Genomic DNA, 23,825 nt, shown 5'->3' with positions numbered 1-23,825 from the left:
GCGGCGGGCCGGCGACGCGACGTCAGGACCGCAGGTAGGCCAGCACCGCCAAGACGCGGCGGTGCTGGTCGCCGTCCTCCGCGTGCAGGCCGAGCTTGGCGAAGATGCCGCGGATGTGCTTTTCCACCGCGCCCTCGGTGACGACGAAACGGCGGGCGATCGCGGGGTTCGACCTGCCCTCGGCCATCAGCGCGAGGACCTCCCGCTCGCGCGGCGTCAGCGAGGCCAGCGGGTCGTCCCGGCGCCGGCGCACCATCAGCTGGGCGACGACCTGCGGGTCGAAGACCGTCCCCCCGGCGGCCACCCGGCGCAGGCCGTCCATGAACTCCTCGACGTCCACCACCCGGTCCTTCAGCAGGTAGCCGACCGCTCCCCGCGCGTCGGCCAGCAGGTCGTCGGCGTACGACACCTCGACGTACTGCGACAGGATCAGCACGGGCGCGCCCGGCACCTTCTCCCGCGCCTCGACCGCGGCCCGCAGGCCCTCGTCGGTGAACGACGGCGGCATCCGGACGTCCACCACCGAGACGTCCGGCCGGTGGGCGACGACGGCCTCGACCAGTCCCTCCCCCGTTCCGGTCGTCTCGACGACCTCGCAGTCGAACTCCTCCAGCAGGCGGACGAGTCCCTCCCTGATGAGGACGGCGTCGTCGGCCACCACTACGCGCACGGAACCTCCGCCGTGATCGAGGTCGGCCCTCCGGCGGGCGAGCGCACCGTCAGCTCGCCGTCGACCGCCCGCAGCCGGTCGGCCAGGCCGGACAGGCCGTGTCCCTTGGCGACGTGAGCGCCGCCGACCCCATCATCCCCGATCGTGAGCAGCAGGACGTCCCCGATCCGGGTCAGCGCGATCATGCAGGACGTCGCCCTGCTGTGCTTGGCCACGTTGGTCAGGGCCTCGGCGGTGACGAAGTAGATCGTGTTCTCGATCAGCGCGGGGTACCGCTCGGTCGTCTGGACGTCCAGCTCCACCGGGACCGTGCAGCGGCCGGCGAGGGCGGCGAGCGCGGGGGCGAGGCCGCGGTCGGCGAGAATCGGCGGGGCGATGCCGCGTGACAGCGCCCGCAGCTCGTCGAGCGTCTCGCGGGTGGCGCTGATGGCGTTGCCGATCGTCTCGTGCGCGGCGGTCGCGTCCCGCTTCAGCTCCCGCTGCGCCCGCGACAGCTCCATCGCCAGGTGGACCAGGCGCTGCTGGGGGCCGTCGTGGATGTCCCGCTCCAGGCGGCGCAGCGCGTCCGCCTCCGCGTGGGCGGCGGCGTTGCGGCCCTCGGTCAGGTCCTCGATGCGCTCCTGCAGCGCGGCGACGCCGGTCAGCAGCGCCCGGCCGAGCGACGCCTGGATCAGCGCGCAGGACCGGACGACCGGGTAGAGCGTGAGCGCGGACAGGGCGCCCAGAGCCAGGTAGAAGACGCTGTTCACGAAGTAGCCCCGGCCGAGCCCGAGCAGTTCGGGCAGCTCGTGGTTGTCCGGGATGTTCGACAGGATCCACCCGTACAGCGGGTAGGTCAGCCCGAAGAGCGAGACGGCCCACCAGGTGACGGTCACGCAGAACGCGGCGACCGCGACCGGGAAGGCCAGCAGGCCGTGCAGCGCGTCGAGCCAGGGCTGGCCCCCGGCGAGCGGCGTGACCGTGCGGCGCAGGATGCCCGCGCCCTCCGGCGCGCGCGGGTAACGCGGCCGGGGCAGTTCCCGGCCCAGCACCGGCCGCATGCGCAGCCGTTCGACGTCACCCATCCCCCTGGCCATGAGGAGGGTGAGCGCGAGGATCGGCACGCCCAGCCAGACGACCAGCAGTCCCGCACCGGCGGACAGGCCGCCCACGGTGAGGACGAACGTGATCGCCGCGAGCGGAAACCCTATGAGGACGTAGACCGTGTCACCGGCCAGACGGGAGAGAAGTCGGCGCATGCCCCCAACGCTATTGACTCGCCCGCCGATGATCGATCCTGCGGACGTCAGACCCGGGGGTAGGGCCAGCCCTACCATCCCCCGGCGACCGGCGGGGTTCCGGGCCCCCCGGGCCCGGCGGCGCCGAGCAGGATCCCGAGCAGCTCCCGCGGCGCGTCCCGCATGAGGTTGTGCCCGCTGTCCAGCGCGTGCACGGTCCACGACGGGTCCTCGCGCAGCCGCTCGTACGTACTCGTGAAGGCGGACCGCACGTCCCGGTCGGCGTACACGTAGACCCGCCGCCGGACGCTCGCGAGACCTCCGGTGAGCCGGAGCGGCTGCAGCAGCGAGGCGACGGGGTGCGGGGTCGCCCGGGGGTCGAAGAACGGCAGCGGCCGCGTGGCGTATCCGGTCTCCTCCACGTCCGCGTACCACTGCCGCTCCTGCTCGGAGGCGAGGGTCCAGCAGGAGTCGCCGTCCTCCGGCACGAAGGCGTCGAGGTACGCCAGGGCGGCGACCCGGCCCGGCAGGCGGTCGGCCACCCCGGTCATCACCATGCCGCCGTAGCTGTGCCCGGCCAGCACCGCGTCCCGGACGTCCCCGGCCTCCAGCACGCCGGTCACGTCCTGGATGTGGGTGTCCAGGTTCACCCCGCCGCGCAGCAGGTGGGCGCGTTCGCTCACTCCGCTGAGCGTCAGCGGAAGGGCCTGGTGGCCATGGCCGCGCAGGTCCTCGACGAGGTCCTGGAAACACCAGCCACCGTGACACATGCCGGGGATCAGGACGAAGGTCGCCATGGTCGTGCTCCTCACTGTCTCATGGACGCTTCCCCTCCGGGCGTCTTCTCGGCGCTGCCCGGCGGGGTGTGACGTGTGGGATCGGCGAAGGCGGCGACCAGGGCCGCCGCCGCGCACAGGATCGCGGTCCACGCCAGGGCGGCGCCGGCCGAGGTGTGGTCGGCGACGAGCCCGGCGAGCCACGGGCCGGCGGTCTGCCCGGCCGCGAAGAGTGTGGTGAACGCCGCCAGCGTGGCCGTCCAGTCCGCGGGCGCGGTGTTCGCCTTGATGATCGCGGTGACGGCGGCGGGCACACCCATGAACGTCGCCCCGTAGACGACCACGGACGCGAGGACGACCGGCGGTGCGGGCGCCGCCATCGCCGGCGCCGCTCCGGCGGCGGCCAGGAGGCCGAGCAGCACGGTCAGTGCCCGGGTGCCGGGCCAGCCGGTGGTCGGACGGCTCCACAGGGCGGGCGCCGCCACCACCGCCAGGCCGAGCGCCGTCCAGGCGAGCACCACCTGCCCGAGCGGCGCCTCGGCGAGGTAGGCGGACAGGAAGGTGATGTACGTGATGTAACCGGCGGCGAACAGCAGGTAGGCCAGGGCGATCCCCCGCAGTGGGCGCAGCTGAGCCCGCCCGGCGGTGACGGCCGGCGCCTCCTCCCCGGCCTGGGCGGCGGTCCAGCTCACCAGCGCCGCCAGCCCGGCGGCCACGCCCAGGCCGACCCAGGCCGGCCGCCAATGGCCGCCCAGCGGCGGAATGCCGGCGCCGGCGACGGCGATGCCCAGCCCGGTGCCCGCGAAGTAGACGGTGATAGGCGTCCCGGAGGCGGCGCGGGCGGCGAGGCGTGAGGCGATGACGCCGCCGCTGACGAACACCGCGGCCCCTGCCGTCCCGGCCGCGGCTCGGGCCGCCAGCAGCACCGGATAGGCGTCGCTCGTCGCGGTGGCCGCGAGCACCGGCGCGGTGAGGACCGTCCCCCATCGGAAGACGGTCGCGGCGCCCCGGCGGCGAACGGCGGCCGCGGTCATCAGCGCACCGAGCAGGTAGCCCAGTCCGTTGGCGGCGCTCACCGCTCCGGCTTCGGCCAGGGTCCACCGCAACTCGTCCCGCATCGCCGGCAGGAGCAGCCCGTACGCGAAACGGGCCAGCCCGAGAGCCGACGCGGTGCCGAGAGCCAGCCGCATCGCCTGTCGTGTCTCGGGCCCGGCCCGCATGCCTACGGCGAAGAGGTGGGGCATGACACTCCAGAGATCGAACCGATCGGTACGATCTCAGATCGTAGCAATGCATCGAACCGATCGGTACCATCTAGGTATGCCGGTTCCCAAGGGCTCGACGATCGACCCGGAGCGCACCCGTGCCGCCATCCTGGAGGCGGCCACCCCCGTGCTGTACGAACGTGGGCTCGACGGCGTCGGCGTGGCCGAGCTGTGCGCTTCGATCGGGGTGTCGAAGGAGACGCTCTACCGGCACTTCGGCACCAAGGACGGGCTGGTGGAGGCCATGCTCACGGCCCGCAGCGAACGGGTGACCCGCTGGCTGGCCGAGGCCGCCGCGGAGGCCGGGGACGACCCCCGTGACCAGCTCGCCGCGGTGTTCGACGCGCTGCGGGAGTGGTACGAGGACCCGGTCTTCCGCGGCTGCGCGATGCTGAACGCGGCGGCCCAGCATCACGTGGAGGCCGTGCGCGCCATCACCGCACGCCACCTCGATCGCTACCTCGACCTGCTGACGGGGATCGCCGAGCGTGCCGGAGCCACCGATCCGCCCCTCCTGGGGCGCCAGTTGCTCATGCTGGTCGAGGGCGCCACCGCCGTCGCGGCGCACCACGGCACGGCCGGCACGGGCGAGCAGGCCCGCCAGGCGGCGCTCACCCTGCTGTCGGCCGCCGCCCGGCCGTCCGCGTGTTCCCGGCGCGGCTCCGGAGTCTGACCCCGGCCACCGCCACGACCACCGCCACGGCTTCCGCGGCGCGCGGCCGGTGGGGTCACTTCTTCTTGCGCTTCTCCCGGATCTTCATCGTGACGTCGATCGGGGAGCCGGCGAAGCCGAACTCCTCGCGGATGCGGCGCTCGATGAAGCGGCGGTAGGTCTCCTCCAGGAACGCCGAGGTGAACAGCACGAACTTCGGCGGCTCGGTCGAGGCCTGGGTGGCGAACAGGATCTTCGGCTGCCTGCCCCCGCGCACCGGCGGCGGCGTGGCCTGCACCAGCTCGGTGAGGAACTGGTTGAGCCGGGCCGTCGGCACCCGCGTGCCCCACGACTCCAGCGCCCGTTCGATGGCCGGGGCGAGCTTCTCGACGTGACGGCCGGTCTTCGCGGAAATGTTCACCCGCAGCGCCCAGGGCGTGCGGACGAGCTGCCGGTCGATCTCCTTCTCCAGGTAGTAACGCCGGTCCTCGTCGACCAGGTCCCACTTGTTGAACGCGACTACCATCGCCCGGCCCGACTCGATGACCAGGCCGATGATCCGCAGGTCCTGCTCGGTCAGCACGTCGGAGGCGTCGATCAGCACGACCGCGACCTCCGCCCGCTCCAGCGCGGCCCGGGTGCGCATCGCCGCGTAGAAGTCCGCGCCCTTGAGCTCACGGTCGCGCCGCCGGATGCCGGCGGTGTCGATGAAGCGGTACGTCGTGCCGCCCAGCTCGACCAGCTCGTCCACCGGGTCGCGGGTGGTGCCGGCCATCGGGTCGACCAGCACCCGCTCCTCTCCGGCGACCTTGTTGAGCAGCGACGACTTGCCCACGTTGGGCTTGCCGAGCAGCGCGATCCGGCGCGGGCCGCGCCGCTCGCCGAACGTCTGCGGCGGCGTCTCCGGCAGCGCGTCGAGCACCACGTCGAGCAGGTCGCCGCTGGCGCGGCCGTGCAGGGCCGAGACCGGGCGCGGCTCGCCCAGGCCGAGCGACCACAGCCCGGACGCCTCCAGCTCCATCTGCTGGTTGTCGACCTTGTTGGCGGCCAGCACGACGGGCTTGCCCGCGCGGCGCAGGACCGCCCCGACGGCCTCGTCGGAGTCGGTGACCCCGACGCTCGCGTCCACCACGAAAAGGATCACGTCGGCCAGCTCGGCCGCGATCTGCGCCTGCTCGGCGATGCGCAGGGCCATGCCGGTCGCGTCCGGGTCCCAGCCGCCGGTGTCCACCAGCGTGAACCGCCGCCCCCGCCAGGTGGCCTCGTAGGTCACCCGGTCGCGGGTCACCCCGGGCACGTCCTCCACGACCGCCTCACGACGGCCGATGATGCGGTTGACCAGCGTCGACTTGCCGACGTTGGGGCGCCCCACCACGGCGACGACCGGCAGCGGGCCCGAATCGGGCTCCCGCTCCGCCTCCTCGGCGGACAGCTCGGCGAGCTCGGCCTCGATCCAGCCGCCCTCGTCCTCGTCGTACTCCACCGTCACGTCCATACCCTGCCTCATCCGTCAGACCCGCTCCTTGACGATCCGGAGCACCTCGGCGATGACCTCGTCCAGGTCCAGCGGCGTGGTGTCGAGCTCCACCGCGTCCGCGGCCTTCGCCAGCGGGTCGGCCTTGCGCGTCGAGTCGAGGGTGTCGCGGCGGGCCATCGCGGCCCTCTGCGCCTCCACGCTCGTCCCCTCCAGCTCCGCCGTACGGCGCAGCGCGCGGGCGTCGGCGCTCGCGGTGAGGTAGATCTTGACCGGCGCGTCCGGCGCGACCACGGTGCCGATGTCGCGCCCCTCGACCACGATCCCCCCGCCCGGCAGGGAACTCGCGATGATCTCCCGCTGCAGGGCCACGAGCCGGCGGCGCACCTCGGGCACCGCGCTCACGGCCGACACCGCGCCGGTGACCTCGGCGCCGCGGATCGGCCCGTTGACGTCGACGCCGTCGACGGCGACACCCGGCGCGTCCGGATCGGTGGTCATCGTCAGCGCGGGCTCGGCCGACCTCGCGGCGATCGCCGCGGGGTCCTCCAGGTCGACGCCCCGCTGGAGCATCCACCACGTGACCGCCCGGTACATGGCGCCCGTGTCGAGGTAACGCAGGCCGAGCGCCCGCGCGACGCCCCGCGACGCGCTCGACTTGCCCGACCCCGAGGGACCGTCCATCGCGACGACCAGACCCGACACCGGTCTCTCCTTCTCCTTCGGAATCGTCGTCCCCGAGGCTACCGGGATACCGCGGGAAAGCATGCATCGGCGGCCGGCCGGAGGCCCCGACGGTCTGGGGCCTCCCGGTCAGGGGCCGGGCGTTCGCTCGGTCTGCCCGGAGGTCACCGGCCGGGGCGGGCGGGCCGGTCTAGCCGGCGACCTGCCAGCCGCGCTCACGGAGGGCCTCCGACAGCGGGGCCGCCGCCTCCGGCTGGACGTACAGCTCGGCTGCGCCGAGCGGCAGGCCGGGGGCGTGCTCCAGCCGGATGTCCTCGATGTTGAGGCCCGTCTCGCCCGCCGCCTGAACCAGGCGGGCCAGCTCGCCCGGACGGTCGCCGATGAGCACCTGCACCACCGCGTACGTGCGCGCCGGGCCGCCGTGCTTGCCGGGGATCCTGCCGGTGCCGCGCACCCCGCGTGCCAGCAGGTCGGCGATCTGGTCCATGGCCGCGCCGTCGCCCGCCAGCGCGCGCAGCGATCTGGCGGCGGCGCCGAGGTCGTCCGCCACCGCCTCCAGCACCTCGGCCACCGGCAGCGCGTTGCCCGAGAGGATGCCCATCCACAGCGCCGGATCACTGGCGGCGATCCGGGTGACGTCGCGCACGCCCTGCCCCGACAGCCCGAGCGCCGTCTCCGGCGCCTCGGCCAGCCGGGCGGCCACGGCCGCGGCGGTCACGTGGGGAGCGTGCGAGACGACCGCCACGGCCCGGTCGTGCTCGCCGGCGTCCACCCGCACGGCGTTGCCGCCGCACAGGTCGATGAGCTCCCGCACCGCCGCCACCGCCTCGGGCGCGGCGTCCTCCGTCGGGCAGTACGCCCACGGGCGGCCGAGGAACAGGTCGGCCCGGGCCGCCGCGGGACCGGACCGCTCGCGGCCGGCCAGCGGATGCCCCGCGACGTACGTCGTCAGGTCGCAGCCGAGCTGGGCCGCCTGGGCCAGCGGAAGGACCTTCACGCTGGCCACGTCCGTGTAGAAGCGGGCGGCGCCCTGCTTCTGCAGGTCGAGCAGCTGCTGCGCGACGAACTGGGGCGGCACCGCGACGACCGCGAGATCCACCTGCCGCGCGCCCGTCCAGTCCTCCCCCGCGCCCAGCTCACGCGCCAGCCGTACGGCTCCGGCGTCCCGGTCGGCGAGGAAGACCCGCAGGTCCCGCTGCCGCAGCGCCAGTGCGATGGACGTGCCGATGAGGCCCGTCCCGACAACGACCACGCTGCCGATCCCGGCGCCCTCGATGGGAGTCATCGTGCTCTTCCTGCCGTCACCGTCCCGGGGACGCGGCCCGCGGGCGAATGCCTGTGGATGGGAGAATCCCGTTCTGCCGGACCTGTGGCCCGGGCCGTCTCCCTACTGGGCGATGTCCACGCGAAGCGCCAGGGCGCCGCGCAGGTACACGTGCTGGATCTCCTGCCGCGGCCGGTCGGTCTGCACGTGGGCCATGAGCCGCACCACGCGCGGGAGCGCGCCCGGCACGTCGATCTCGGTCGCGCACAGCAGGGGGACGTCGTGGAACCCGAGCTTGCGCGCGGCGAGGGCGGGGAACTCCGCGGTGAGGTCGGGCGTGCACGTGAAGATCACGCTGATGACGTCGTCGGTGGTGAGGTTGTTGCGGCCCATCACCTCGCTCACCAGTTCCGTCGTCCCGGCGAGGATCGCGTCACGATCGTTGCCCTCGACCTGGACGGCTCCGCGAATCGCCCGCACCATGTCGTTCCCCTCTCGCTGAGACGGGCCGGCCCGCCGTGACGACGAGCGCGGCCCATCTACCGCCTGTTCGGCTTAATTCTGCCCGGATTGCGGGTGTATGCCCGCAGTTTTGCCAGGCTACAGGCCGACCGCCGCGTACAGCTCGCCGATCTCCTGAACGGTGAGCGTGCGCACCGTGCCCGGCTTCAACCGGCCGAGCTTGACCGGGCCGAACTCGATGCGGGCCAGGTCGATCACGCGGTGCCCGACCGCCTCGAGCAGCCGCCGGACGATGTGCTTGCGTCCCTCGTGCAGCACGATCTCGACCAGCGCCTGCTGGCCGTGCTCCTGCACGATCCGGAACTCGTCGACCTTGGCCAGGCCGTCCTCCAGCTCCACGCCCTTGCGCAGCACCTTGTGCAGGTCGCGCGAGACGGGGCCGGGCACCTTGGCCCAGTACTTCTTCTGCACGCCGAAGCTCGGGTGGGTCAGCCGGTGGGCCAGCTCACCGTCGTTGGTGAACAGCAGCAGGCCCTCGGTCTCGGTGTCGAGACGCCCGACGTGGAACAGCCGGGGCGCGAGGTCCTGCACGTAGTCGTGCAGGCACGGCCGGCCCTCGGGGTCGTCCATCGTGCTCACCACGCCGATCGGCTTGTTGAGCGCGTAGTAGACGGTCTCGGCGGAGGTCGGGATGCGCTTGCCGTCCACGTGGATGACCTGCTTGTTGGGATCGACGCGGGCGCCGAAGCGGCGCACGGTCTGGCCGTCCACCGTCACCCGGCCGTCGCCGATCAGCTCCTCGCAGGCCCGCCTGCTGGCCACCCCGGCCTGGGCGAGCACCTTCTGGAGCCGGTCGCCGCCCGGCACCTCGGTGGTGTCGCGCTCGTCGGTGTAGTTCTCGTCGTAGAAGTCGGGGTCGCGCAGCGGCTGCCGGGACGTCTTGAACGGGTTGCCCTGCGTTCCCCGGACCCCTGCACCCCGGGCCCCTGCGCCCGTACCGCCCGTGCTCCGGCCCCCTGCCGACCCGGCGCCGGAGGGACGGCCCGCGCCGGCGCCGCGCACCGGGCGTCGTGCGCCCCCCTCGGTGCCGCCGAAGCGGCCCCGCGTCGCGCCACCGGTGCGGCCGATCGTCTGCACCTCGTCACGCCGGGCCCCGGCCCCGCCGCGGGCCGCACGGAAACCGGCCCGCTCGTTCCGGTCGCCCCGCTCGGCGCGGCCGTCCCGGTCGGTGCCGCGGCCGGTGCGGGAGTCCCGGTCGCCGCGGACTTCGCGATCGCCGCGCCAGGAGTCCCGGTCGCCGCCGGCGCTCCGGCCGGCGTATCCGTCGGCGCGGTCCTCACCGCCGCGGAAGGGGCGGTCGGAGCCGCGGTCCGTCCCCCTGTCCGTCCCACGGTCCCGCAGACCGTCCCGGCCGCCTTCCGGCCTGCCGTACCGCCCGCGCGTCCCGGCCCCCTCCGTACGGAAGGTGGAGCGGCCCGCGGACGGAAACTCACGTCCGCCACGCTCCCTGCCGGAGTCGCGGTCGAAACCACGGCCGCCGTCCCGGTCACGGCCGAAACCGCGCGCACGGTCGGAGCCACCTGAGCGGTCGAAGCCGCGCCCGCCGTCGCGGTCACGCCCGAAACCACCACGGTCACGGTCGGAACCACGGTCGCGGTCGGAACCACGCTCAGGGCCGAAATCACGGTCACGGCCGAAGCCGCGCCCACCGTCGCGGTCGCGGTCGCCGGAGCGGCCGGCCTCGGGCCTGCCGTACCCGCCACGCGAGCCGCCCCGCTCGGCGCGGAACGACGTGCGGTTGTCATCGCCGAAACGCCGGCCGCCGGGGCGGGCGTCGCGGCGGTCGCCACCACGGGCGTCCCCTGCACGCGCGTCCCTGGCAGGACGGTCGCCGTACCGGTCGCCGCGCGGGGCGCCCTCGTCGCGGGACCGCCTGAAGTCGGATCGAGAGTCGGACCTGAAGTCCTGCCTGGAGTCGGAACCGTACCCGGACCGGGAACCAGGGACGCGGGAACCGCCGCGCCGGTCGTCCTGGGGACGGAAGCCGCCGGACCCGCCACGGGATCCACGCGCGCTCGCGCCCTGCTGACCGGTGCTCCGGCTCCGACCGCGTCCCTCACCGGACGGGGTGCCACGCCTGTTGTCCACTACTTCTGCTCCTCAAGAATTTCCACGTCGTCCGGGAGGAACGGGGCGAGCTCGGGAAGCTCGTCGAGGCTCCGCAGCCCCAGTCTCTCCAGGAAGTAACTCGTCGTCCGGTAGAGCACCGCCTGGCTCTCCGGGTCGGTTCCGGCCTCTTCCACGAGGCCTCGTGCGACCAGCGTCCGCATGACGCCGTCGCTGCTCACGCCGCGCACCGCCGCCACCCGGGCCCGGCTGACCGGCTGCCGGTAGGCGACCACGGCGAGGGTCTCCAGTGCGGCCTGTGTGAGCCGCGCCTGCTGGCCGTCCCTGACGAACCTCTCCACCAGCGCGGCACACTCCGCCCTGGTGTAGAAGCGCCAGCCTCCGGCCACCTCCCGAAGGTCGAAACCCCGCCCGGACGCCGTGTATTCCGCCGACAGCGTGCGGAGCGCGGCGGCGACCTCCGCCGTCGGGCGTTCGAGCACCTGCGCGAGGGTGATCTCCGCGACCGGTTCGTCCACCACCATCAGGATCGCCTCGAGCGCCTGGGCGAGCGACGGCCCCTCCGAAGGCGTCTCCTCGCCGCCGGATCCGGCGTCGTCCGCCAGGGACGGCGCGACCTCGGCGGCGAGTGTGGGGTCGCCGGCGGGCCCGGGCGCCACGTGAGTGGCGCGGGTGTCCGGAGCGCCGTCTGTGCCGTCGGTGGAACCGGGGATGCCGCTCGCTGTCATCGCTCCTCGCTCGTCGTCCGTGGTTCCGCCTCCGGCGCGCCGTCTCCGCCGCGTCACCGCGCCCGGCGCGGGCGGGTCACTCCTCCGGTGCGCCGGACGGCTCCGCCGGTCGCTCCTCGCTCCGGCCCTCGTCGTAGTCGTCGCCGACCGTGACGTCGCCGTCGGCGGTTCCCGTCCAGGTGACGTACAGGTCACCGAGCGGTTCGACCTGCTCGAAGGAGACCGCGGCCTCCCTGAACAGCTCAAGTACGGCCAGGAACCGGGCGACGACCTCGAACGTCCCCGAGCAGTCGGCGGTCAGTGCCCGGAAGGTCGCCGTCTGCACCCGCCTCAGCCGCTCCACAAGGATAGCGGCTTGTTCCCGGACGCTGGCGAGCGGTTGGTAGATGTGCGCGACCGACACCGACGGCGGTGCCTTGGGCGTGAAGGCCCTGGCGGCGATCCTGGCGAGCTGCGCGGGCCCGATGCCGAGCACGAGTTCGGGCAGCAGGTCGGCGAAGCGCTTCTCCATCGGCACCGCGCGCGGGAAGCGCAACGCCTCCTCGGCCATCCGCCCCGAGAAGATCTTCGCGACCTCCTTGTACGCGCGGTACTGCAGCAGCCGGGCGAACAGCAGGTCACGGGCTTCCAGCAGGGCGAGGTCCTCCTCGTCCTCCACCTCGCCGGTGGGCAGCAGCCGAGCCGCCTTGAGGTCGAGCAGGGTGGCCGCGACCAGCAGGAAGTGGCTCGTCTGGTCGAGGTCCCACTCGGGTCCCCGCGACCGGATGTACGCGATGAACTCGTCGGTGACCTTGTGCAGGGAGACCTCGGTGATGTCCAGCTTGTGCTTGGAGATCAGCCCGAGCAGCAGGTCGAAGGGGCCTTCGAAGACGTCCAGATGGACCTGGAAGCCGCCCGGCGCGCTCTCCCCGCTCCCCTGGTCCGTCTCCTGGCCGGTCGTCACGCCTGCCATTGTCCTCCACCGGCGCGAGCGCCGGCACCTACATCGTCATGGTCAGACGCGGGCGGGCCACCTGGCCAGCAGCTCACGGGCCAGCTCGCGGTAGGCGGTGGCGCCCATCGAGCCGGGGTCGAACTGGGTGATGGGCTCTCCCGCGAGGGTGGCGTCCGGGAACCGCACCGTACGGTTGATGACGGTGTGGAACACCTTGTCGCCGAAGCCCTGCATGATCGTCGAAAGGACCTCGCGGGCGTGCAGCGTCCGGGGGTCGTACATGGTGGCGAGCAGGCCGTCGATCTCCAGGCTCTTGTTGAGCCGCTCCTGGACCTTGCCGATCGACTCCATCAGCAGCGCCACGCCGCGCAGCGCGAAGAACTCGCACTCCAGCGGGATCATCACGCTGTGCGCGCAGGTCAGCGCGTTGACCGTCAGCAGGCCGAGCGACGGCTGGCAGTCGATCAGGCAGATGTCGTAGTGCGGCAGCAGGGGCTCCAGCGCCCGCTGCAGGGCGTACTCACGCGCGACCTCGTTGACGAGCCTGATCTCCGCGCCGGACAGGAAGATGTTGCTCGGCAGGAGTTGCATGCCGTCGACGGTGGTGTCGAGCAGGACGTCCTCGACGGTGACGTCGGGCTCCTCCATGATGAGGTCGTAGACCGTCGCCTCGAGCGGCCGGGGGTCGATGCCGAGCCCCACCGACAGCGCGCCCTGCGGGTCGAAGTCCACCAGCAGCACCCGCTGCCCCACCTCGGCGAGCGCGGCGCCCAGGTTGATGGTGGTCGTCGTCTTGCCGACGCCGCCCTTCTGGTTCACCATCGCGACGATGCGCGCGGGTCCGTGGGACTCCGGCGGTGTCGGATCGGGGAACACGGGGGTGGGACGGCCGGTAGGCCCGATCGCACCGCCTGGAGACCTCGCGGTCCACGTCGGCTCTGTGGTCGCAGTCACCTGTTGGTCCTCCCCTGACGGCCTCGAACCTGATCGAATCTAAAGGGTCGGCACGTATGCGGCAAGGCGGCGCGCCACGCGTCCGCGGATGCGTGCCTCAATGCAGGGCGCGGGGATGCGCCGCCGCGTAGACCTCGCGGAGCTTGTCGACCGTCACCAAGGTGTACACCTGCGTGGTGGTCACCGAGGCGTGGCCGAGCAACTCCTGGACAACCCTAACGTCGGCTCCGCCGTCGAGGAGGTGGGTTGCGAACGAATGTCGCAACATGTGCGGTGATACGCCGGACAGCCCGGCCCGTTCCGCCGCCAGCTGCAGCACCTCCCACGCGCCCTGCCGGGTCAGCCGCCCGCCCCGCGCGTTGAGGAACAGCGCGGAGGTGCCCCGGCCGTGCGCGGCGAGCCCGGGCCGCGCCCTGACCAGGTACGCGTCGAGCGCCTGGCGGGCGAAGCGGCCGAGGGGCACGATCCTGCTCCGCCCGCCCTTGCCGCGCAGCCGCACCTGGTCGTGGTCCTGTCGGCTGTCGAGGCCGAGGTGACGGCCCCCGGCGTGGCCCGCGGGCACGTCGTCCACCGCCAGCCCCACCGCCTCGGAGATCCGGGCGCCGGTGGCGTACAGGACCTCCAGCAGCGCCCGGTTGCGCAGGGCGAGCGGGGCGTCCTCCGGCCCGCACGCGGCGATGAGCCGCTCCACCTCCGCCACGGTGATCGCCTTGGGGAGCCTGCGGAGCTGGCGCGGCGGGCGCACCTCGTGGGCCGGGTCGTGCCCGGCCACGCCCTCCCGCAGCGCGAAGCGGTGCAGGCCGCGTACGGCCGACACGGCGCGGGCGGCCGAACTGGCGACCAGCGCGGGGTGGTCGTCGTCGCCCTCCCGCAGCGCGGCGAGGAAGGCGACCACGTCCGCCTCGGCGACCTGCCCGAACGTCTCCAGCCCGCGCGCCCGGAGGTACTCGACGTATCGGCGCAGGTCCCGCCGGTAGGACGCGAGCGTGTTGGCAGACAGCCCCCGTTCCACCGCCAGATGGGCGAGGTAACTGGACAGCACCGCCTCGGGCTCGCTCAGGACGTCTCCTACGGACTCATGCCTCCGGCGCGCCGGCGGGACGAAGGCCCTTGAATCCGTCGGCGGAAGCAGCGTACGCCGCGAGGATACCGGCGACGGCGGGAGAATTGTGGATCATTCCGCTCAGCGCCTTCTCGACCGCCGTGACCAGGGGAATCCAGACCGCCGGCATGTCGGTCTCCTCGTGCTCGCGCACGTAGGTGTTCTCCTCGTCGGGGATCGGCTCCACGTCGCGGGCGAGGAAGATCCGGATCCGCTCGTCCGACATGCCGGGCGAGGTGGCGAGGTCGACCAGCGTGTGCCACGTGCGCGCCCGGTAGGCGGCCTCCTCGGCGAGCTCACGTGCCGCGCACTCCACCAGCGGCTCCCCCGGCACGTCCCGGATGCCGGCCGGGAGTTCCCACATCAGGCGCCGCATCGGGTGGCGGTACTGGCGGATCAGCAGCACCCGGTCCTCGTCGTCCAGCGCGACCACCGCGACCGAGCCGGGGTGGACGACGTAGTCGCGGTCGGCGACGACGCCGCCGGGCATCTCCACGGTGTCGGTGCGCACCGAGATGACCCGCCCGGCGAAGTGCCGGGTGGTGGCGACGACGTTCCAGGACTCCTCGGCGTCCTCCACGTTCACCGCGTCCACGGTCCCTGCGTTCTCCATGATCTCCGCGTCCTCGGCGTTCACTTGGCCCGTCCCGCCTTCGCCGCGTTCTCGCGCTCGCCCGCGTACTCGAGGGCGGCCTGGACCAGACCCGTGAACAGGGGATGCGACCGGGTCGGCCGGGAGCGGAACTCGGGGTGCGCCTGCGTGCCGATGAAGAACGGGTGCAGGTCGGTCGACAGCTCGGCGTACTCCACGAGGCGGCCGTCCGGCGACAGCCCGGAGAACACCATGCCGGCCTTCTCCAGCTGGTCGCGGTAGGAGTTGTTGACCTCGTAGCGGTGCCGGTGCCGCTCCTCCACCTTCGCCTTGCCGTACAGGCGCCGGGCGAGCGAGCCGTCCGTGAGCTTGGCCGGGTAGAGGCCGAGCCGCATCGTGCCGCCCATGTCGCGCTCGCCGGCGACCACGTCCTTCTGGTCGGCCATGGTCGAGATGACCGGGTCGGCGGTCTCGGCGTCGAACTCGGTGCTGTCGGCGTCCTCGATCCCGGCCAGGTGGCGGGCCGCGTCGATGACCATGCACTGCATGCCGAGGCAGATGCCGAGCAGCGGGACGCGCCGTTCGCGGGCGTGCCGGATGGCGCCGACCTTGCCCTCGATGCCGCGCACCCCGAAACCGCCGGGGACCAGCACGCCGTCGACGCCGTCCAGCTCGCGGGCCGCGCCCTCGGGGGTCTCGCAGTCGTCGCTCTTGACCCAGCGGATGTTGACCCGCGCGTCGTTGGCGAAGCCGCCCGCGCGCAGCGCCTCGGTCACCGACAGGTACGCGTCGGGCAGGTCGATGTACTTGCCGACCAGCGCGATCGTGACCTCCTTGGCGGGCCGGTGGACCCGGCGCAGGAGCTGGTCCCACTCGGTCCAGTTCACGTCGCGGAACGGCAGGCCGAGCCGGCGCACCACGTACGCGTCGAGCCCTTCGGTGTGCAGCACCTTCGGGATGTCGTAGATCGACGCGGCGTCGACGGCCGAGACCACCGCGTCCTCGTCCACGTCGCACATCAGGCTGATCTTGCGCTTGAGCGAGGAGGTGATCGGGCGGTCGGACCGGCAGACGATCGCGTCGGGCTGGATGCCGATGCTGCGCAGCGCGGCGACCGAGTGCTGCGTGGGCTTGGTCTTCAGCTCCCCGCTCGGGCCGATGTACGGCAGCAGGGAGACGTGCAGGAAGAAGACGTTGTCGCGGCCGACCTCGTGGCGGACCTGCCGGACGGCCTCCAGGAACGGCAGCGACTCGATGTCGCCGACCGTGCCGCCCACCTCGGTGATGACCACGTCCACGTCCGGGCCCGCCATGCCCCGGATGCGGTCCTTGATCTCGTTGGTGATGTGCGGGATCACCTGCACGGTGTCGCCCAGGTACTCCCCGCGCCGCTCCTTGGCGATGACGTTGGAGTACACCTGGCCGGTGGTGACGTTGGCGGAGCCGTGCAGCTCCGTGTCGAGGAACCGCTCGTAGTGGCCGACGTCGAGGTCGGTCTCGGCGCCGTCGTCCGTCACGAACACCTCGCCGTGCTGGAAGGGGTTCATCGTGCCGGGGTCGACGTTCAGGTAGGGGTCGAGCTTCTGCATCGTGACGCGGAGACCGCGTAGCTTGAGGAGGCGCCCGAGGCTGGAGGCCGTGAGCCCCTTGCCGAGACTGGAGGCGACGCCGCCGGTGACGAACAGATGCTTGGTTTGTGCGGCGCTGCGCAAGGAACACTCCCGTGGTCGTTTGTAGAACCGGCGCTCCGGATGGACGCCGCCTGCCCACGGGCTCTCAGAATATCAAACGCTGGGCAACATTGGGCTTGTCACGTGCACTAATCCGCAATAGCGGGACAAGACGACCAAGCGGTAACTTGTCGCGTTATGTCGTTCGTGAAGCGCGCCGTCGGCCGCATGGTCCACCGCTGGTGGCCCTACGTGCGGGAGGCGGCGGCGGTGACCCCCGCCGCCACCGGCGCATACCGGTTCCGCAGCCTCGGCGAGGGAGTGTGCATCTCGTTCCCCCAGGGCGCGATCTTCGGTGAGCAGTGGATCGAGATCGGACCGCACACGCTGGTCGGGGAGCGGGTCTCGATCTCCGCCGGGATGGGGCCCGGCGTGGACCTGGGCCCCGACTCGATCGTCCGGATCGGCGGAGGCTGCTCGATCGGCCGGGGCAGCCACATCGTGGGCCACCAGTCGATCGACATCGGCGACGACGTGTTCACGGGCCCCTACGTCTACATCACCGACCAGAACCACGTGTACGACGACCCCGAGACGCCCATCGGCCGCCAGTGGCCGCGCAACAGGCCGGTCTCGATCGGCTCGGGGTCCTGGATCGGCACGGGGGCGATCATCCTGCCCGGGACCCGGATCGGCCGACAGTCGGTGGTCGCGGGCGGCGCGGTCGTACGCGGCGAGTTCCCGGACCACTCGGTGATCGCCGGCGTGCCCGCCAAGGTCGTCCGCCGGCACTCCCCCGGCCTCGGCTGGCACAGCCCCTCCGCCATCGCCCGCACCCCGCTCTCCCCACCGCATCCGGCAGGCAGACCCGCCCCACTGTCCTGACCCACCCCTCCACGGCCGCGATCCGCACGGCCCGCCACACCCCGCAGCGAGTACGAGCGCCCGGCGGCCGACGTACGCGCACCCTCGCCCATGACCGGATCGGACGACTGGCGGTCCCCGTCCACGGAACCACTCGCCTGTGGTTACGGCTCGTGGCAGGATGATGATGTCGAGTGATCACCCCAGGGAGAGGAGGCCTTGGATGACCGCGGCTTTCCCCGAGTGGTTCTATCCCGGTCCGCCCGGCGGGTGGACCGCTGACATGCTCGACCGTCTACCCCCTGACGCGCCTCCCCACATCGAGCTGATCGATGGGTCCCTCATCATGATGTCCCCCCAGACGGCCTTCCACATGTTCACGCTCAGGCTGCTTGAGCGTGAACTCACCCCACCGCAGGACTTGTGCGTCGTCCGCGAGATGAGCGTCACCCTGGGCCTGCGCCAGCGACCCGAACCCGACCTCATGGTCGTGAAGCGCAGCGCGCTCCCCGATCTCAGGACAACATCCTTCAAGCCCGAGGACGTTCATCTCGTCGTCGAGGTGGTGTCGCCCGAGTCGGCGGAGAGGGACCGGCTGACGAAGCCGATCAAGTACTCGAACGCCGGCATCAGATACCTCTGGCGGGTGGAGCAGGAGGACCAGCACGCCGTCGCGTACACGTTCGAGCTGGAGCCGAGCGTCAAGGCGTACGTGCCGACGGGCATCCACCGCAAGCGCCTCGTCACGTACGCCGGGTTCGACGTGGACATCGACCTGGACCTGAGCCAGTTCATGGGCTGACACCCGTCCTCCGGCCGGTTCGCGCCCGGGCCGGCGCCTGTCGGAGCGGGGTCCGGACAGGTCCGGGCGCGGCACGGGTCAGACAGGCGGCACGGGTCAGACAGGCGGGGACGCCGCCCGGGCGCGGCGCGCCTCCTTGAACCTTCGTACGCGGCGCAGCACCCGCCAGGCGACGAACGCCAGCACGGCCAGCGCCACCACGACGAGCACCGGCAAGAAGATCGCGATCAGGCTCATCCCGAGCGAGCCGACGTCCTCGACCGTGCTCACCACCGGCGCGCCGACGCCGGCCGTGGTGGCGTTGACCACCGGCCGGGCCCCGGCCTTCAGCAGATGTACGGCGAGGGCCACCGCGATGCCCAGGATCCAGCCCACCGCCGGGTGATCGGCCATCCAGGCCGAGTCGTCGAGCTTCGCCGCCGCGGCCGTGGCGCTGAAGACCACCCCGCCGGACGCCGGCCGCACCGCCGTCTGGATCATGTCGTTGACGTGGTCGACCACCGGCACCTTGTCGAGGACGAACTCGGCGACCAGCAGCACCGCGATGATCGCGAGGACCCAGGTGTCGGACAGCCAGGCGTACTCGTGCGGCAGCCGCACCGCGTCGGTCACGCGCGCCAGCACGCCGACGAGCAGCAACGGGATGTACGCGTTGAGCCCGGCCGCGGTCGACAGCCCGAGCCCGGTGAGCGCCGCGAACATGAGCCACCTCCTCGATGCGACGGGAAACTCCCGCCCTCCCCTCAACGGACGACCCCGGCTCCATGTCCCCGGCGGTTCGCTCCTGCCCACGCCTTCGCGACCCCATCCGCCTCACTTGCCGACGGTTGGCCAGAAGAACATCACTATTTCGGTGATTTCCGGATGGTCCTGATCGATGGAACGTGACAACACGCCCGCACCGACGCCCTTCCCTCACAGAGCGGGCCTCCGCCGAGGGCCGGCCCCGGCCTCCTCGTATCGGCCGTGACCCGTGTCCCCACTCCTGAGTCCCTCGTCTCGACCACCCCGGAGGTTCCCCCGTGATCACTTCGCTGAGGCGCGCCGTGGCGCCGATCCTGACGGCGGCGGCGGTGCTGGTCTCCGCGCCGCTCCCCGCCGGCGCCCTGACCGACGCCCGTGCCGCGGCACGGGCGGGCGTCCAGGACCGCATCGACGCCGCGCTGCACCAGTGGATGACCGCCAACGGCGTCAGCAACGCCGGGCTCGCCGTGATGCGCGACAACGCCCTCGTCGGCTCCTACGGCTACAACGAGATATCGGCGGAGAAACCCGTCAACGTGGCCTCGCTGTCGAAGCCGATCACCGCCGTGTGCCTCATGTCGCTCATCGACAACGGGCGGCTCCGGTTCGACACGCGGCTCGCGGCCATGCCGCGGAGCTTCCGGCTGCGTCTGGGGTACCGGGCGAGCCGGACGGCGCGCAACATCACCATCGAGCAGCTTCTCCGGCACACCAGCGGGATCACCTACGACCCCACGCAGAGCGGGCTGGTCGGCGTCAGGAACGCCTCGTACTCCGACGTGACCCTCGTGCGCCGCGCCCTGTCTCGGCCGATCAGCGCCAAGCACGACGAGGTCTACAACAACATCAACTACGCGATCCTCGGTCTCGTCATCCAGAGCGTCACCGGGCAGCCGTACGAGAGCTACTGCCGCCGGATGGCGCTGGCGCCGCGTGGCGCGACCGGCAGGATCGGTCCCGGCACCCGCGCCATGAAGGCGTTCGGCGGCTGGGAGATCTCGGCGGTCGACTACGCGATGTTCGCCCGCGCCTTCGACCCGCGCGCCCGGCTGCTCAGCCCCGCGGCGCACCGCTTCATCGACGCCTCCGCCGTCAGCGGCAGGCCGGCCGCGTCGCTGGGTGTGTTCGTGGTGCCCACGGCGCACGGCCGCAACGTGTTCCACCACGGGAACTGGCAGTCCAGGGCGACCCGGCCGACCGCCTTCAGCGCCTTCTTCGCGATGTGGGACAACGGCATATCGGTGGTGGTGACCTACGACCGCAACCTGACGGACGCCGCCCGCGTCGCGCTGGACAACGCGCTGCGCCAGGCCGCCTACAGCTGAGGCTCATCCCAGGGCCGCGTGAAGGCCCGGACCCGGCCGCGCGGACCGGCGTCACGTGACGCCGGTCCGCGCCGGAAGGGCCGGGGCCGTGGGGTGAACGCCGGGGGCGTTACTTCACGCCGGCCTCGCGCATGTCGCGGACCTCCCGCTTGAGCTCCTTGATCTCGTCGCGCAGCCGGGCGGCCACCTCGAACTGCAGGTCGGCGGCGGCGGTGTGCATCTGCTCGGTGAGCGACTCGATCAGCGACTCCAGCTGGGCGCGGGGCATCTCGCCCGCGATCGCCTTCGCGTGCTGGCCCGCGCCGCGGGACGCGACCCCCGGCACCGGCGCCTTGCCGCGTGACTGCTGACGCCCGGCGCCGCCGAGAAGCTGGGCGGTGTCGGCGTCCTCGCGGACCAGGCTGTCGAGGATGTCGGCGATCTTCTTGCGCAGCGGCTGCGGGTCGATGCCGTTGGCCTCGTTGTAGGCGACCTGCTTGGCCCGGCGCCGGTTGGTCTCCTCGATCGCCCGCTCCATGCTCGGGGTGACCTTGTCGGCGTACATGTGGACCTGGCCGGACACGTTTCGCGCCGCGCGGCCGATGGTCTGGATCAGCGAGGTCTCCGACCGCAGGAAGCCCTCCTTGTCTGCGTCGAGGATCGACACCAGCGACACCTCGGGCAGGTCGAGGCCCTCACGCAGCAGGTTGATGCCGACGAGCACGTCGAACTCGCCCATCCGCAGCTCGCGCAGCAGCTCGATGCGGCGAAGCGTGTCGACCTCGCTGTGCAGGTAGCGGACCCGGATGCCGTTCTCGAGCAGGTAGTCGGTCAGGTCCTCGGCCATCTTCTTGGTGAGGGTGGTGACCAGGACCCGCTCGTCCCGCTCCGCCCGGGCCCGGATCTCCTCCATGAGATCGTCGATCTGGCCCTTGGTCGGCTTGATGACCACTTCGGGGTCCACCAGGCCGGTCGGGCGGATGACCTGCTCGACCACGTCGCCCTTGCTGCGGCCCAGCTCGTACGGCCCCGGGGTGGCGGACAGGTAGACGGTCTGGCCGATGCGCTCCAGGAACTCCTCCCACTTCAGCGGGCGGTTGTCCATGGCCGACGGCAGGCGGAACCCGTGGTCGACGAGGGTCCGCTTGCGCGAGGCGTCCCCCTCGTACATGGCGCCGATCTGCGGGACGGTCTGGTGTGACTCGTCCAGCACGAGCAGGAAGTCGTCGGGGAAGAAGTCGAGCAGCGTGTGCGGCGCCGTCCCGGGCCCACGTCCGTCGATGTGCCGGGAGTAGTTCTCGATGCCGGCGCAGGTGCCGACCTGGCGCATCATCTCGATGTCGTAGGTGGTGCGCATGCGCAGCCGCTGGGCCTCCAGCAGCTTGCCCTGCCGTTCCAGCTCGGCCAGCCGCTCGGCGAGCTCGGCCTCGATGCCGCCGATGGCCCGCTCCATCCGCTCGGGGCCGGCCACGTAGTGCGACGCGGGGAAGATGTGCAGCTCCTCGTCCTCGGCGACGACCTCGCCCGTCAGCGGGTGGAGCGTCGCGAGCTTCTCGATCTCGTCGCCGAACATCTCGATGCGGACGGCCAGCTCCTGGTAGACCGGGATGACCTCGACCGTGTCGCCGCGCACCCGGAACGTCCCCCGGGTGAAGGCGAGGTCGTTGCGGGCGTACTGCATGTCGACGAGCTTGCGCAGCAGCTGGTCGCGGTCCATCTGCTGGCCGACCTTGAGCTTGACCATCCGGTCGACGTACTCCTGCGGGGTGCCCAGGCCGTAGATGCAGGAGACCGAGGCGACCACCACGACGTCGCGCCGGGACACCAGCGACCAGGTGGCCGAGTGACGCAGCCGCTCGACCTCCTCGTTGATCGAGGAGTCCTTCTCGATGTAGGTGTCGCTCTGCGGGACGTACGCCTCGGGCTGGTAGTAGTCGTAGTACGACACGAAGTATTCGACCGCGTTGTTCGGCAGCATCTCGCGCAGCTCGTTGGCGAACTGGGCGGCGAGCGTCTTGTTCGGCTGCATGACCAGCGTCGGCCGCTGGACCCGCTCGATGAGCCACGCGACCGTGGCCGTCTTGCCGGTGCCGGTCGCGCCGAGCAGGACCGTGTCCTTCTCTCCGGCGTCAACCCGGCGCTCCAGCTCCGCGATCGCCGTGGGCTGGTCGCCGGACGGCGTCATGTCGGTGACGACCTGGAAGGGCGCGACCCTGCGCTTCAGGTCCATCATGGATGTCATCGCCGCTCAGCTCCTCGCTCGCCCCGCCCGCCGGGCGGGAACCGGGGACGCGCCCGGCCCGCCGCCGTTCACACTCCATAACCTACGCGCGGCCACCGACATTTCCGGTCCCCTCCGCACGCCGGGGTCCCGCCCACGGCCTGGCGCGAGGGGCAGCCGCACGTCACCCCGCCGCACCTTTGCCGGGGCATGACGCTCTCGTTACGATGCCAGCCGGGGATCACGGGATGCCGGCAAGCACGGGATGGCGGGGCGGACCTATGGCGGGGTTGCGAGATGCCGTGGGCCAGGCCGCCGCGTGGGCCGGCAAGAACGTCGACGGCGCCATCGCCCTGGTGCTGGCCGTGGTGGTGGGCGTGCTCGGCGTGCTGCCCGACGACGTCCTGTCCGACAAGGTCAAGTCGCAGCTCGTCAGCGGCACCACGCTGGTCGTCCTGGCCCTGGTGGCGACCGCGCTGCTGCGTGACCGCGCCCGGCAGGAGCCGGTCGAGGAGGCCATGCACGCCACCTCCGGCGTCCTGGCGCGGCTGCCCGAGCGTCTCGGCCGCCTCGACCAGCTGGAGGAGCTGGTCGCGGGCACCCGCAGGGCGCTGGAGGACATGGCGGTCATCCGCATCCTCGGCAGCCGGCACGAGATCGCCCAGGCGCACGCCGACGCGCGGCGGGGCACCGACCACTGGACGTTCAAGGGCGGCACCGGCACCTACATGCGCGCCGTCACGCTCCCCGAGTGCGTGGCCGCCGCGCGGCGCGACCGGCGGCACCTCACGATCCGGATGGAGATCATCGACCCCACCGACGAGGCGGTGTGCGAGAGCTACGCGCACTACCGAAGGTCGCTGTCGGACCGCCCGGACGGCACGGGCGAGATGTGGACGACCGAACGCGCCAGGAAGGAGTCGTACGCGAGCGTCCTGGCCGCGTTCTGGTACCGCCAGCGGTACGGCCTGCTCGACATCGCGGTCGGGCTGTCCCCGGTCATGACGACCTTCCGCTGGGACATGTCGGACCACGCCCTCATCATGACCTCCGAGGACCCCAACCGGGCGATCATCGCCTACAGCGGTTCGTTCTTCTACGGAAGCTGCGGCGCCGAGCTGCGCACCAGCTTCGAGCAGGCCCGCCGTCTGCCGATCGACCGCTACCGGTCGGTGCAGCTGAGCGACGAGCCGACGGTCGAGGAGGTACGCCGGCTGTTCGACGGCGTCGAGCTGCCCCTGCCCAAGTCGTTCACCGACCGGGACGTGGTCGACGTCACCCGCAAGGCCCTGCGCGCCAAGGACCCGTACGCGCCGTGA

22 protein-coding genes are annotated in these 23,825 nt (G+C 72.2%); 5 read left to right on the top strand and 17 right to left on the bottom strand.

Going from position 1 to position 23,825, the window contains the following annotated elements; translation table 11 throughout:
* Positions 1-22: 22 nt before the first annotated feature.
* From HHX37_RS09360 to HHX37_RS09345, 4 genes are all read right to left on the bottom strand, one after another.
* Positions 23-670, bottom strand: a complete 648-nt coding sequence (locus HHX37_RS09360; RefSeq protein WP_117409025.1) for a response regulator — start codon at positions 668-670, stop codon at positions 23-25.
* The gene (locus tag HHX37_RS09355; protein ID WP_182885144.1) at positions 661-1,908 is read right to left on the bottom strand and encodes a sensor histidine kinase; all 1,248 of its coding nucleotides are present in this window, start codon (positions 1,906-1,908) and stop codon (positions 661-663) included. The genes HHX37_RS09360 and HHX37_RS09355 overlap by 10 nt, the downstream gene beginning before the upstream one ends.
* A 71-nt stretch (positions 1,909-1,979) precedes the next feature.
* On the bottom strand, positions 1,980-2,684 hold the full coding sequence (locus HHX37_RS09350) for an alpha/beta fold hydrolase (protein WP_182885143.1): 705 nt from the start codon (positions 2,682-2,684) through the stop codon (positions 1,980-1,982).
* An 11-nt stretch (positions 2,685-2,695) separates the two neighbouring features.
* On the bottom strand, positions 2,696-3,907 hold the full coding sequence (locus HHX37_RS09345) for a YbfB/YjiJ family MFS transporter (RefSeq protein WP_259406335.1): 1,212 nt from the start codon (positions 3,905-3,907) through the stop codon (positions 2,696-2,698).
* Between the two features lie 76 nt (positions 3,908-3,983).
* Between HHX37_RS09345 and HHX37_RS09340 the strand changes: the two genes are divergently transcribed.
* Positions 3,984-4,601 (top strand): TetR/AcrR family transcriptional regulator, encoded by a 618-nt coding sequence (locus tag HHX37_RS09340; RefSeq protein WP_182885142.1) that lies wholly within the window; start codon positions 3,984-3,986, stop codon positions 4,599-4,601.
* Between the two features lie 55 nt (positions 4,602-4,656).
* Here HHX37_RS09340 and der read toward each other — a convergent pair whose 3' ends face one another.
* The 11 genes from der to HHX37_RS09285 all read right to left on the bottom strand — a co-directional run bounded on the left by der (position 4,657) and on the right by HHX37_RS09285 (position 16,613).
* Positions 4,657-6,087 (bottom strand): ribosome biogenesis GTPase Der, encoded by a 1,431-nt coding sequence (gene der / locus HHX37_RS09335; protein ID WP_117409021.1) that lies wholly within the window; start codon positions 6,085-6,087, stop codon positions 4,657-4,659.
* A 3-nt stretch (positions 6,088-6,090) separates the two neighbouring features.
* Positions 6,091-6,759 carry a (d)CMP kinase gene (cmk, locus tag HHX37_RS09330; RefSeq protein ID WP_396775188.1) on the bottom strand — a complete coding sequence of 223 codons (669 nt, stop codon included), beginning with the start codon at positions 6,757-6,759 and terminating at the stop codon, positions 6,091-6,093.
* Between the two features lie 169 nt (positions 6,760-6,928).
* Positions 6,929-8,023: a prephenate dehydrogenase gene (locus HHX37_RS09325; protein WP_117409019.1), complete on the bottom strand. Its 1,095-nt coding sequence runs from the start codon at positions 8,021-8,023 to the stop codon at positions 6,929-6,931.
* A 102-nt stretch (positions 8,024-8,125) separates the two neighbouring features.
* Positions 8,126-8,485: a chorismate mutase gene (gene aroH, locus HHX37_RS09320; protein ID WP_182878998.1), complete on the bottom strand. Its 360-nt coding sequence runs from the start codon at positions 8,483-8,485 to the stop codon at positions 8,126-8,128.
* Between the two features lie 117 nt (positions 8,486-8,602).
* Positions 8,603-10,612: a pseudouridine synthase gene (locus HHX37_RS37645; protein WP_182885141.1), complete on the bottom strand. Its 2,010-nt coding sequence runs from the start codon at positions 10,610-10,612 to the stop codon at positions 8,603-8,605.
* Positions 10,612-11,319: an SMC-Scp complex subunit ScpB gene (scpB, locus tag HHX37_RS09310; RefSeq protein ID WP_182885140.1), complete on the bottom strand. Its 708-nt coding sequence runs from the start codon at positions 11,317-11,319 to the stop codon at positions 10,612-10,614. The genes HHX37_RS37645 and scpB overlap by 1 nt, the downstream gene beginning before the upstream one ends.
* Before the next feature lie 76 nt (positions 11,320-11,395).
* On the bottom strand, positions 11,396-12,271 hold the full coding sequence (locus HHX37_RS09305; RefSeq protein WP_138462370.1) for a segregation and condensation protein A: 876 nt from the start codon (positions 12,269-12,271) through the stop codon (positions 11,396-11,398).
* A 42-nt stretch (positions 12,272-12,313) separates the two neighbouring features.
* Positions 12,314-13,207, bottom strand: a complete 894-nt coding sequence (locus tag HHX37_RS09300) for a ParA family protein (RefSeq protein WP_182879001.1) — start codon at positions 13,205-13,207, stop codon at positions 12,314-12,316.
* Positions 13,208-13,304: 97 nt separating this feature from the next.
* A complete protein-coding gene (locus tag HHX37_RS09295) occupies positions 13,305-14,249 on the bottom strand; it encodes a site-specific tyrosine recombinase XerD (protein ID WP_310737879.1) in 945 nt (314 codons plus the stop codon).
* A gap of 34 nt (positions 14,250-14,283) precedes the next feature.
* Complete coding sequence (locus HHX37_RS09290; protein WP_182885354.1) at positions 14,284-14,922, bottom strand: NUDIX domain-containing protein; 639 nt, start codon at positions 14,920-14,922, stop codon at positions 14,284-14,286.
* A 20-nt stretch (positions 14,923-14,942) separates the two neighbouring features.
* Complete coding sequence (locus HHX37_RS09285) at positions 14,943-16,613, bottom strand: CTP synthase (protein ID WP_117409012.1); 1,671 nt, start codon at positions 16,611-16,613, stop codon at positions 14,943-14,945.
* A 156-nt stretch (positions 16,614-16,769) separates the two neighbouring features.
* On the opposite strand from HHX37_RS09285, the gene HHX37_RS09280 reads away from it, so the two are divergent.
* Together HHX37_RS09280 and HHX37_RS09275 are read left to right on the top strand one after the other, a co-directional pair.
* Positions 16,770-17,456, top strand: a complete 687-nt coding sequence (locus HHX37_RS09280; protein WP_182885139.1) for an acyltransferase — start codon at positions 16,770-16,772, stop codon at positions 17,454-17,456.
* 202 nt (positions 17,457-17,658) lie between these two features.
* Entirely contained in the window at positions 17,659-18,237 is a 579-nt protein-coding gene (locus tag HHX37_RS09275; RefSeq protein WP_182879003.1) for a Uma2 family endonuclease, read from the top strand.
* A 96-nt stretch (positions 18,238-18,333) separates the two neighbouring features.
* Here HHX37_RS09275 and HHX37_RS09270 read toward each other — a convergent pair whose 3' ends face one another.
* Complete coding sequence (locus HHX37_RS09270) at positions 18,334-18,939, bottom strand: DUF4126 domain-containing protein (RefSeq protein WP_117409010.1); 606 nt, start codon at positions 18,937-18,939, stop codon at positions 18,334-18,336.
* A gap of 320 nt (positions 18,940-19,259) precedes the next feature.
* Between HHX37_RS09270 and HHX37_RS09265 the strand changes: the two genes are divergently transcribed.
* Complete coding sequence (locus HHX37_RS09265; RefSeq protein WP_182885138.1) at positions 19,260-20,306, top strand: serine hydrolase domain-containing protein; 1,047 nt, start codon at positions 19,260-19,262, stop codon at positions 20,304-20,306.
* A gap of 109 nt (positions 20,307-20,415) precedes the next feature.
* Here the strand turns inward: HHX37_RS09265 and uvrB are convergent, their stop codons facing one another.
* Positions 20,416-22,527, bottom strand: a complete 2,112-nt coding sequence (gene uvrB, locus HHX37_RS09260; protein WP_117409008.1) for an excinuclease ABC subunit UvrB — start codon at positions 22,525-22,527, stop codon at positions 20,416-20,418.
* A 260-nt stretch (positions 22,528-22,787) separates the two neighbouring features.
* Between uvrB and HHX37_RS09255 the strand changes: the two genes are divergently transcribed.
* The gene (locus tag HHX37_RS09255; protein WP_220502332.1) at positions 22,788-23,825 is read left to right on the top strand and encodes a hypothetical protein; all 1,038 of its coding nucleotides are present in this window, start codon (positions 22,788-22,790) and stop codon (positions 23,823-23,825) included.

This window comes from Microbispora sp. H10885, from assembly GCF_014161415.1.
Lineage (GTDB): Bacteria > Actinomycetota > Actinomycetes > Streptosporangiales > Streptosporangiaceae > Microbispora > Microbispora triticiradicis.
This window is presented reverse-complemented; position numbering and strand designations above follow the sequence as displayed.

Bases quoted from the DNA above. Each gene is read 5' to 3' on its own strand.
- aroH (WP_182878998.1), bottom strand. From the start codon at position 8,485: ATGGTGCGGGCGATTCGCGGAGCCGTCCAGGTCGAGGGCAACGATCGT.
- HHX37_RS09340 (WP_182885142.1), top strand. From the start codon at position 3,984: ATGCCGGTTCCCAAGGGCTCGACGATCGACCCGGAGCGCACCCGTGCC.
- HHX37_RS09345 (WP_259406335.1), bottom strand. From the start codon at position 3,907: ATGCCCCACCTCTTCGCCGTAGGCATGCGGGCCGGGCCCGAGACACGA.
- HHX37_RS09280 (WP_182885139.1), top strand. From the start codon at position 16,770: ATGTCGTTCGTGAAGCGCGCCGTCGGCCGCATGGTCCACCGCTGGTGG.
- scpB (WP_182885140.1), bottom strand. From the start codon at position 11,319: ATGACAGCGAGCGGCATCCCCGGTTCCACCGACGGCACAGACGGCGCT.
- der (WP_117409021.1), bottom strand. From the start codon at position 6,087: ATGAGGCAGGGTATGGACGTGACGGTGGAGTACGACGAGGACGAGGGC.
- HHX37_RS09270 (WP_117409010.1), bottom strand. From the start codon at position 18,939: ATGTTCGCGGCGCTCACCGGGCTCGGGCTGTCGACCGCGGCCGGGCTC.
- HHX37_RS09305 (WP_138462370.1), bottom strand. From the start codon at position 12,271: ATGGCAGGCGTGACGACCGGCCAGGAGACGGACCAGGGGAGCGGGGAG.
- HHX37_RS09290 (WP_182885354.1), bottom strand. From the start codon at position 14,922: ATGGAGAACGCAGGGACCGTGGACGCGGTGAACGTGGAGGACGCCGAG.
- HHX37_RS09275 (WP_182879003.1), top strand. From the start codon at position 17,659: ATGACCGCGGCTTTCCCCGAGTGGTTCTATCCCGGTCCGCCCGGCGGG.
- HHX37_RS09350 (WP_182885143.1), bottom strand. From the start codon at position 2,684: ATGGCGACCTTCGTCCTGATCCCCGGCATGTGTCACGGTGGCTGGTGT.
- HHX37_RS09355 (WP_182885144.1), bottom strand. From the start codon at position 1,908: ATGCGCCGACTTCTCTCCCGTCTGGCCGGTGACACGGTCTACGTCCTC.
- HHX37_RS09325 (WP_117409019.1), bottom strand. From the start codon at position 8,023: ATGACTCCCATCGAGGGCGCCGGGATCGGCAGCGTGGTCGTTGTCGGG.
- uvrB (WP_117409008.1), bottom strand. From the start codon at position 22,527: ATGACATCCATGATGGACCTGAAGCGCAGGGTCGCGCCCTTCCAGGTC.
- HHX37_RS09255 (WP_220502332.1), top strand. From the start codon at position 22,788: ATGGCGGGGTTGCGAGATGCCGTGGGCCAGGCCGCCGCGTGGGCCGGC.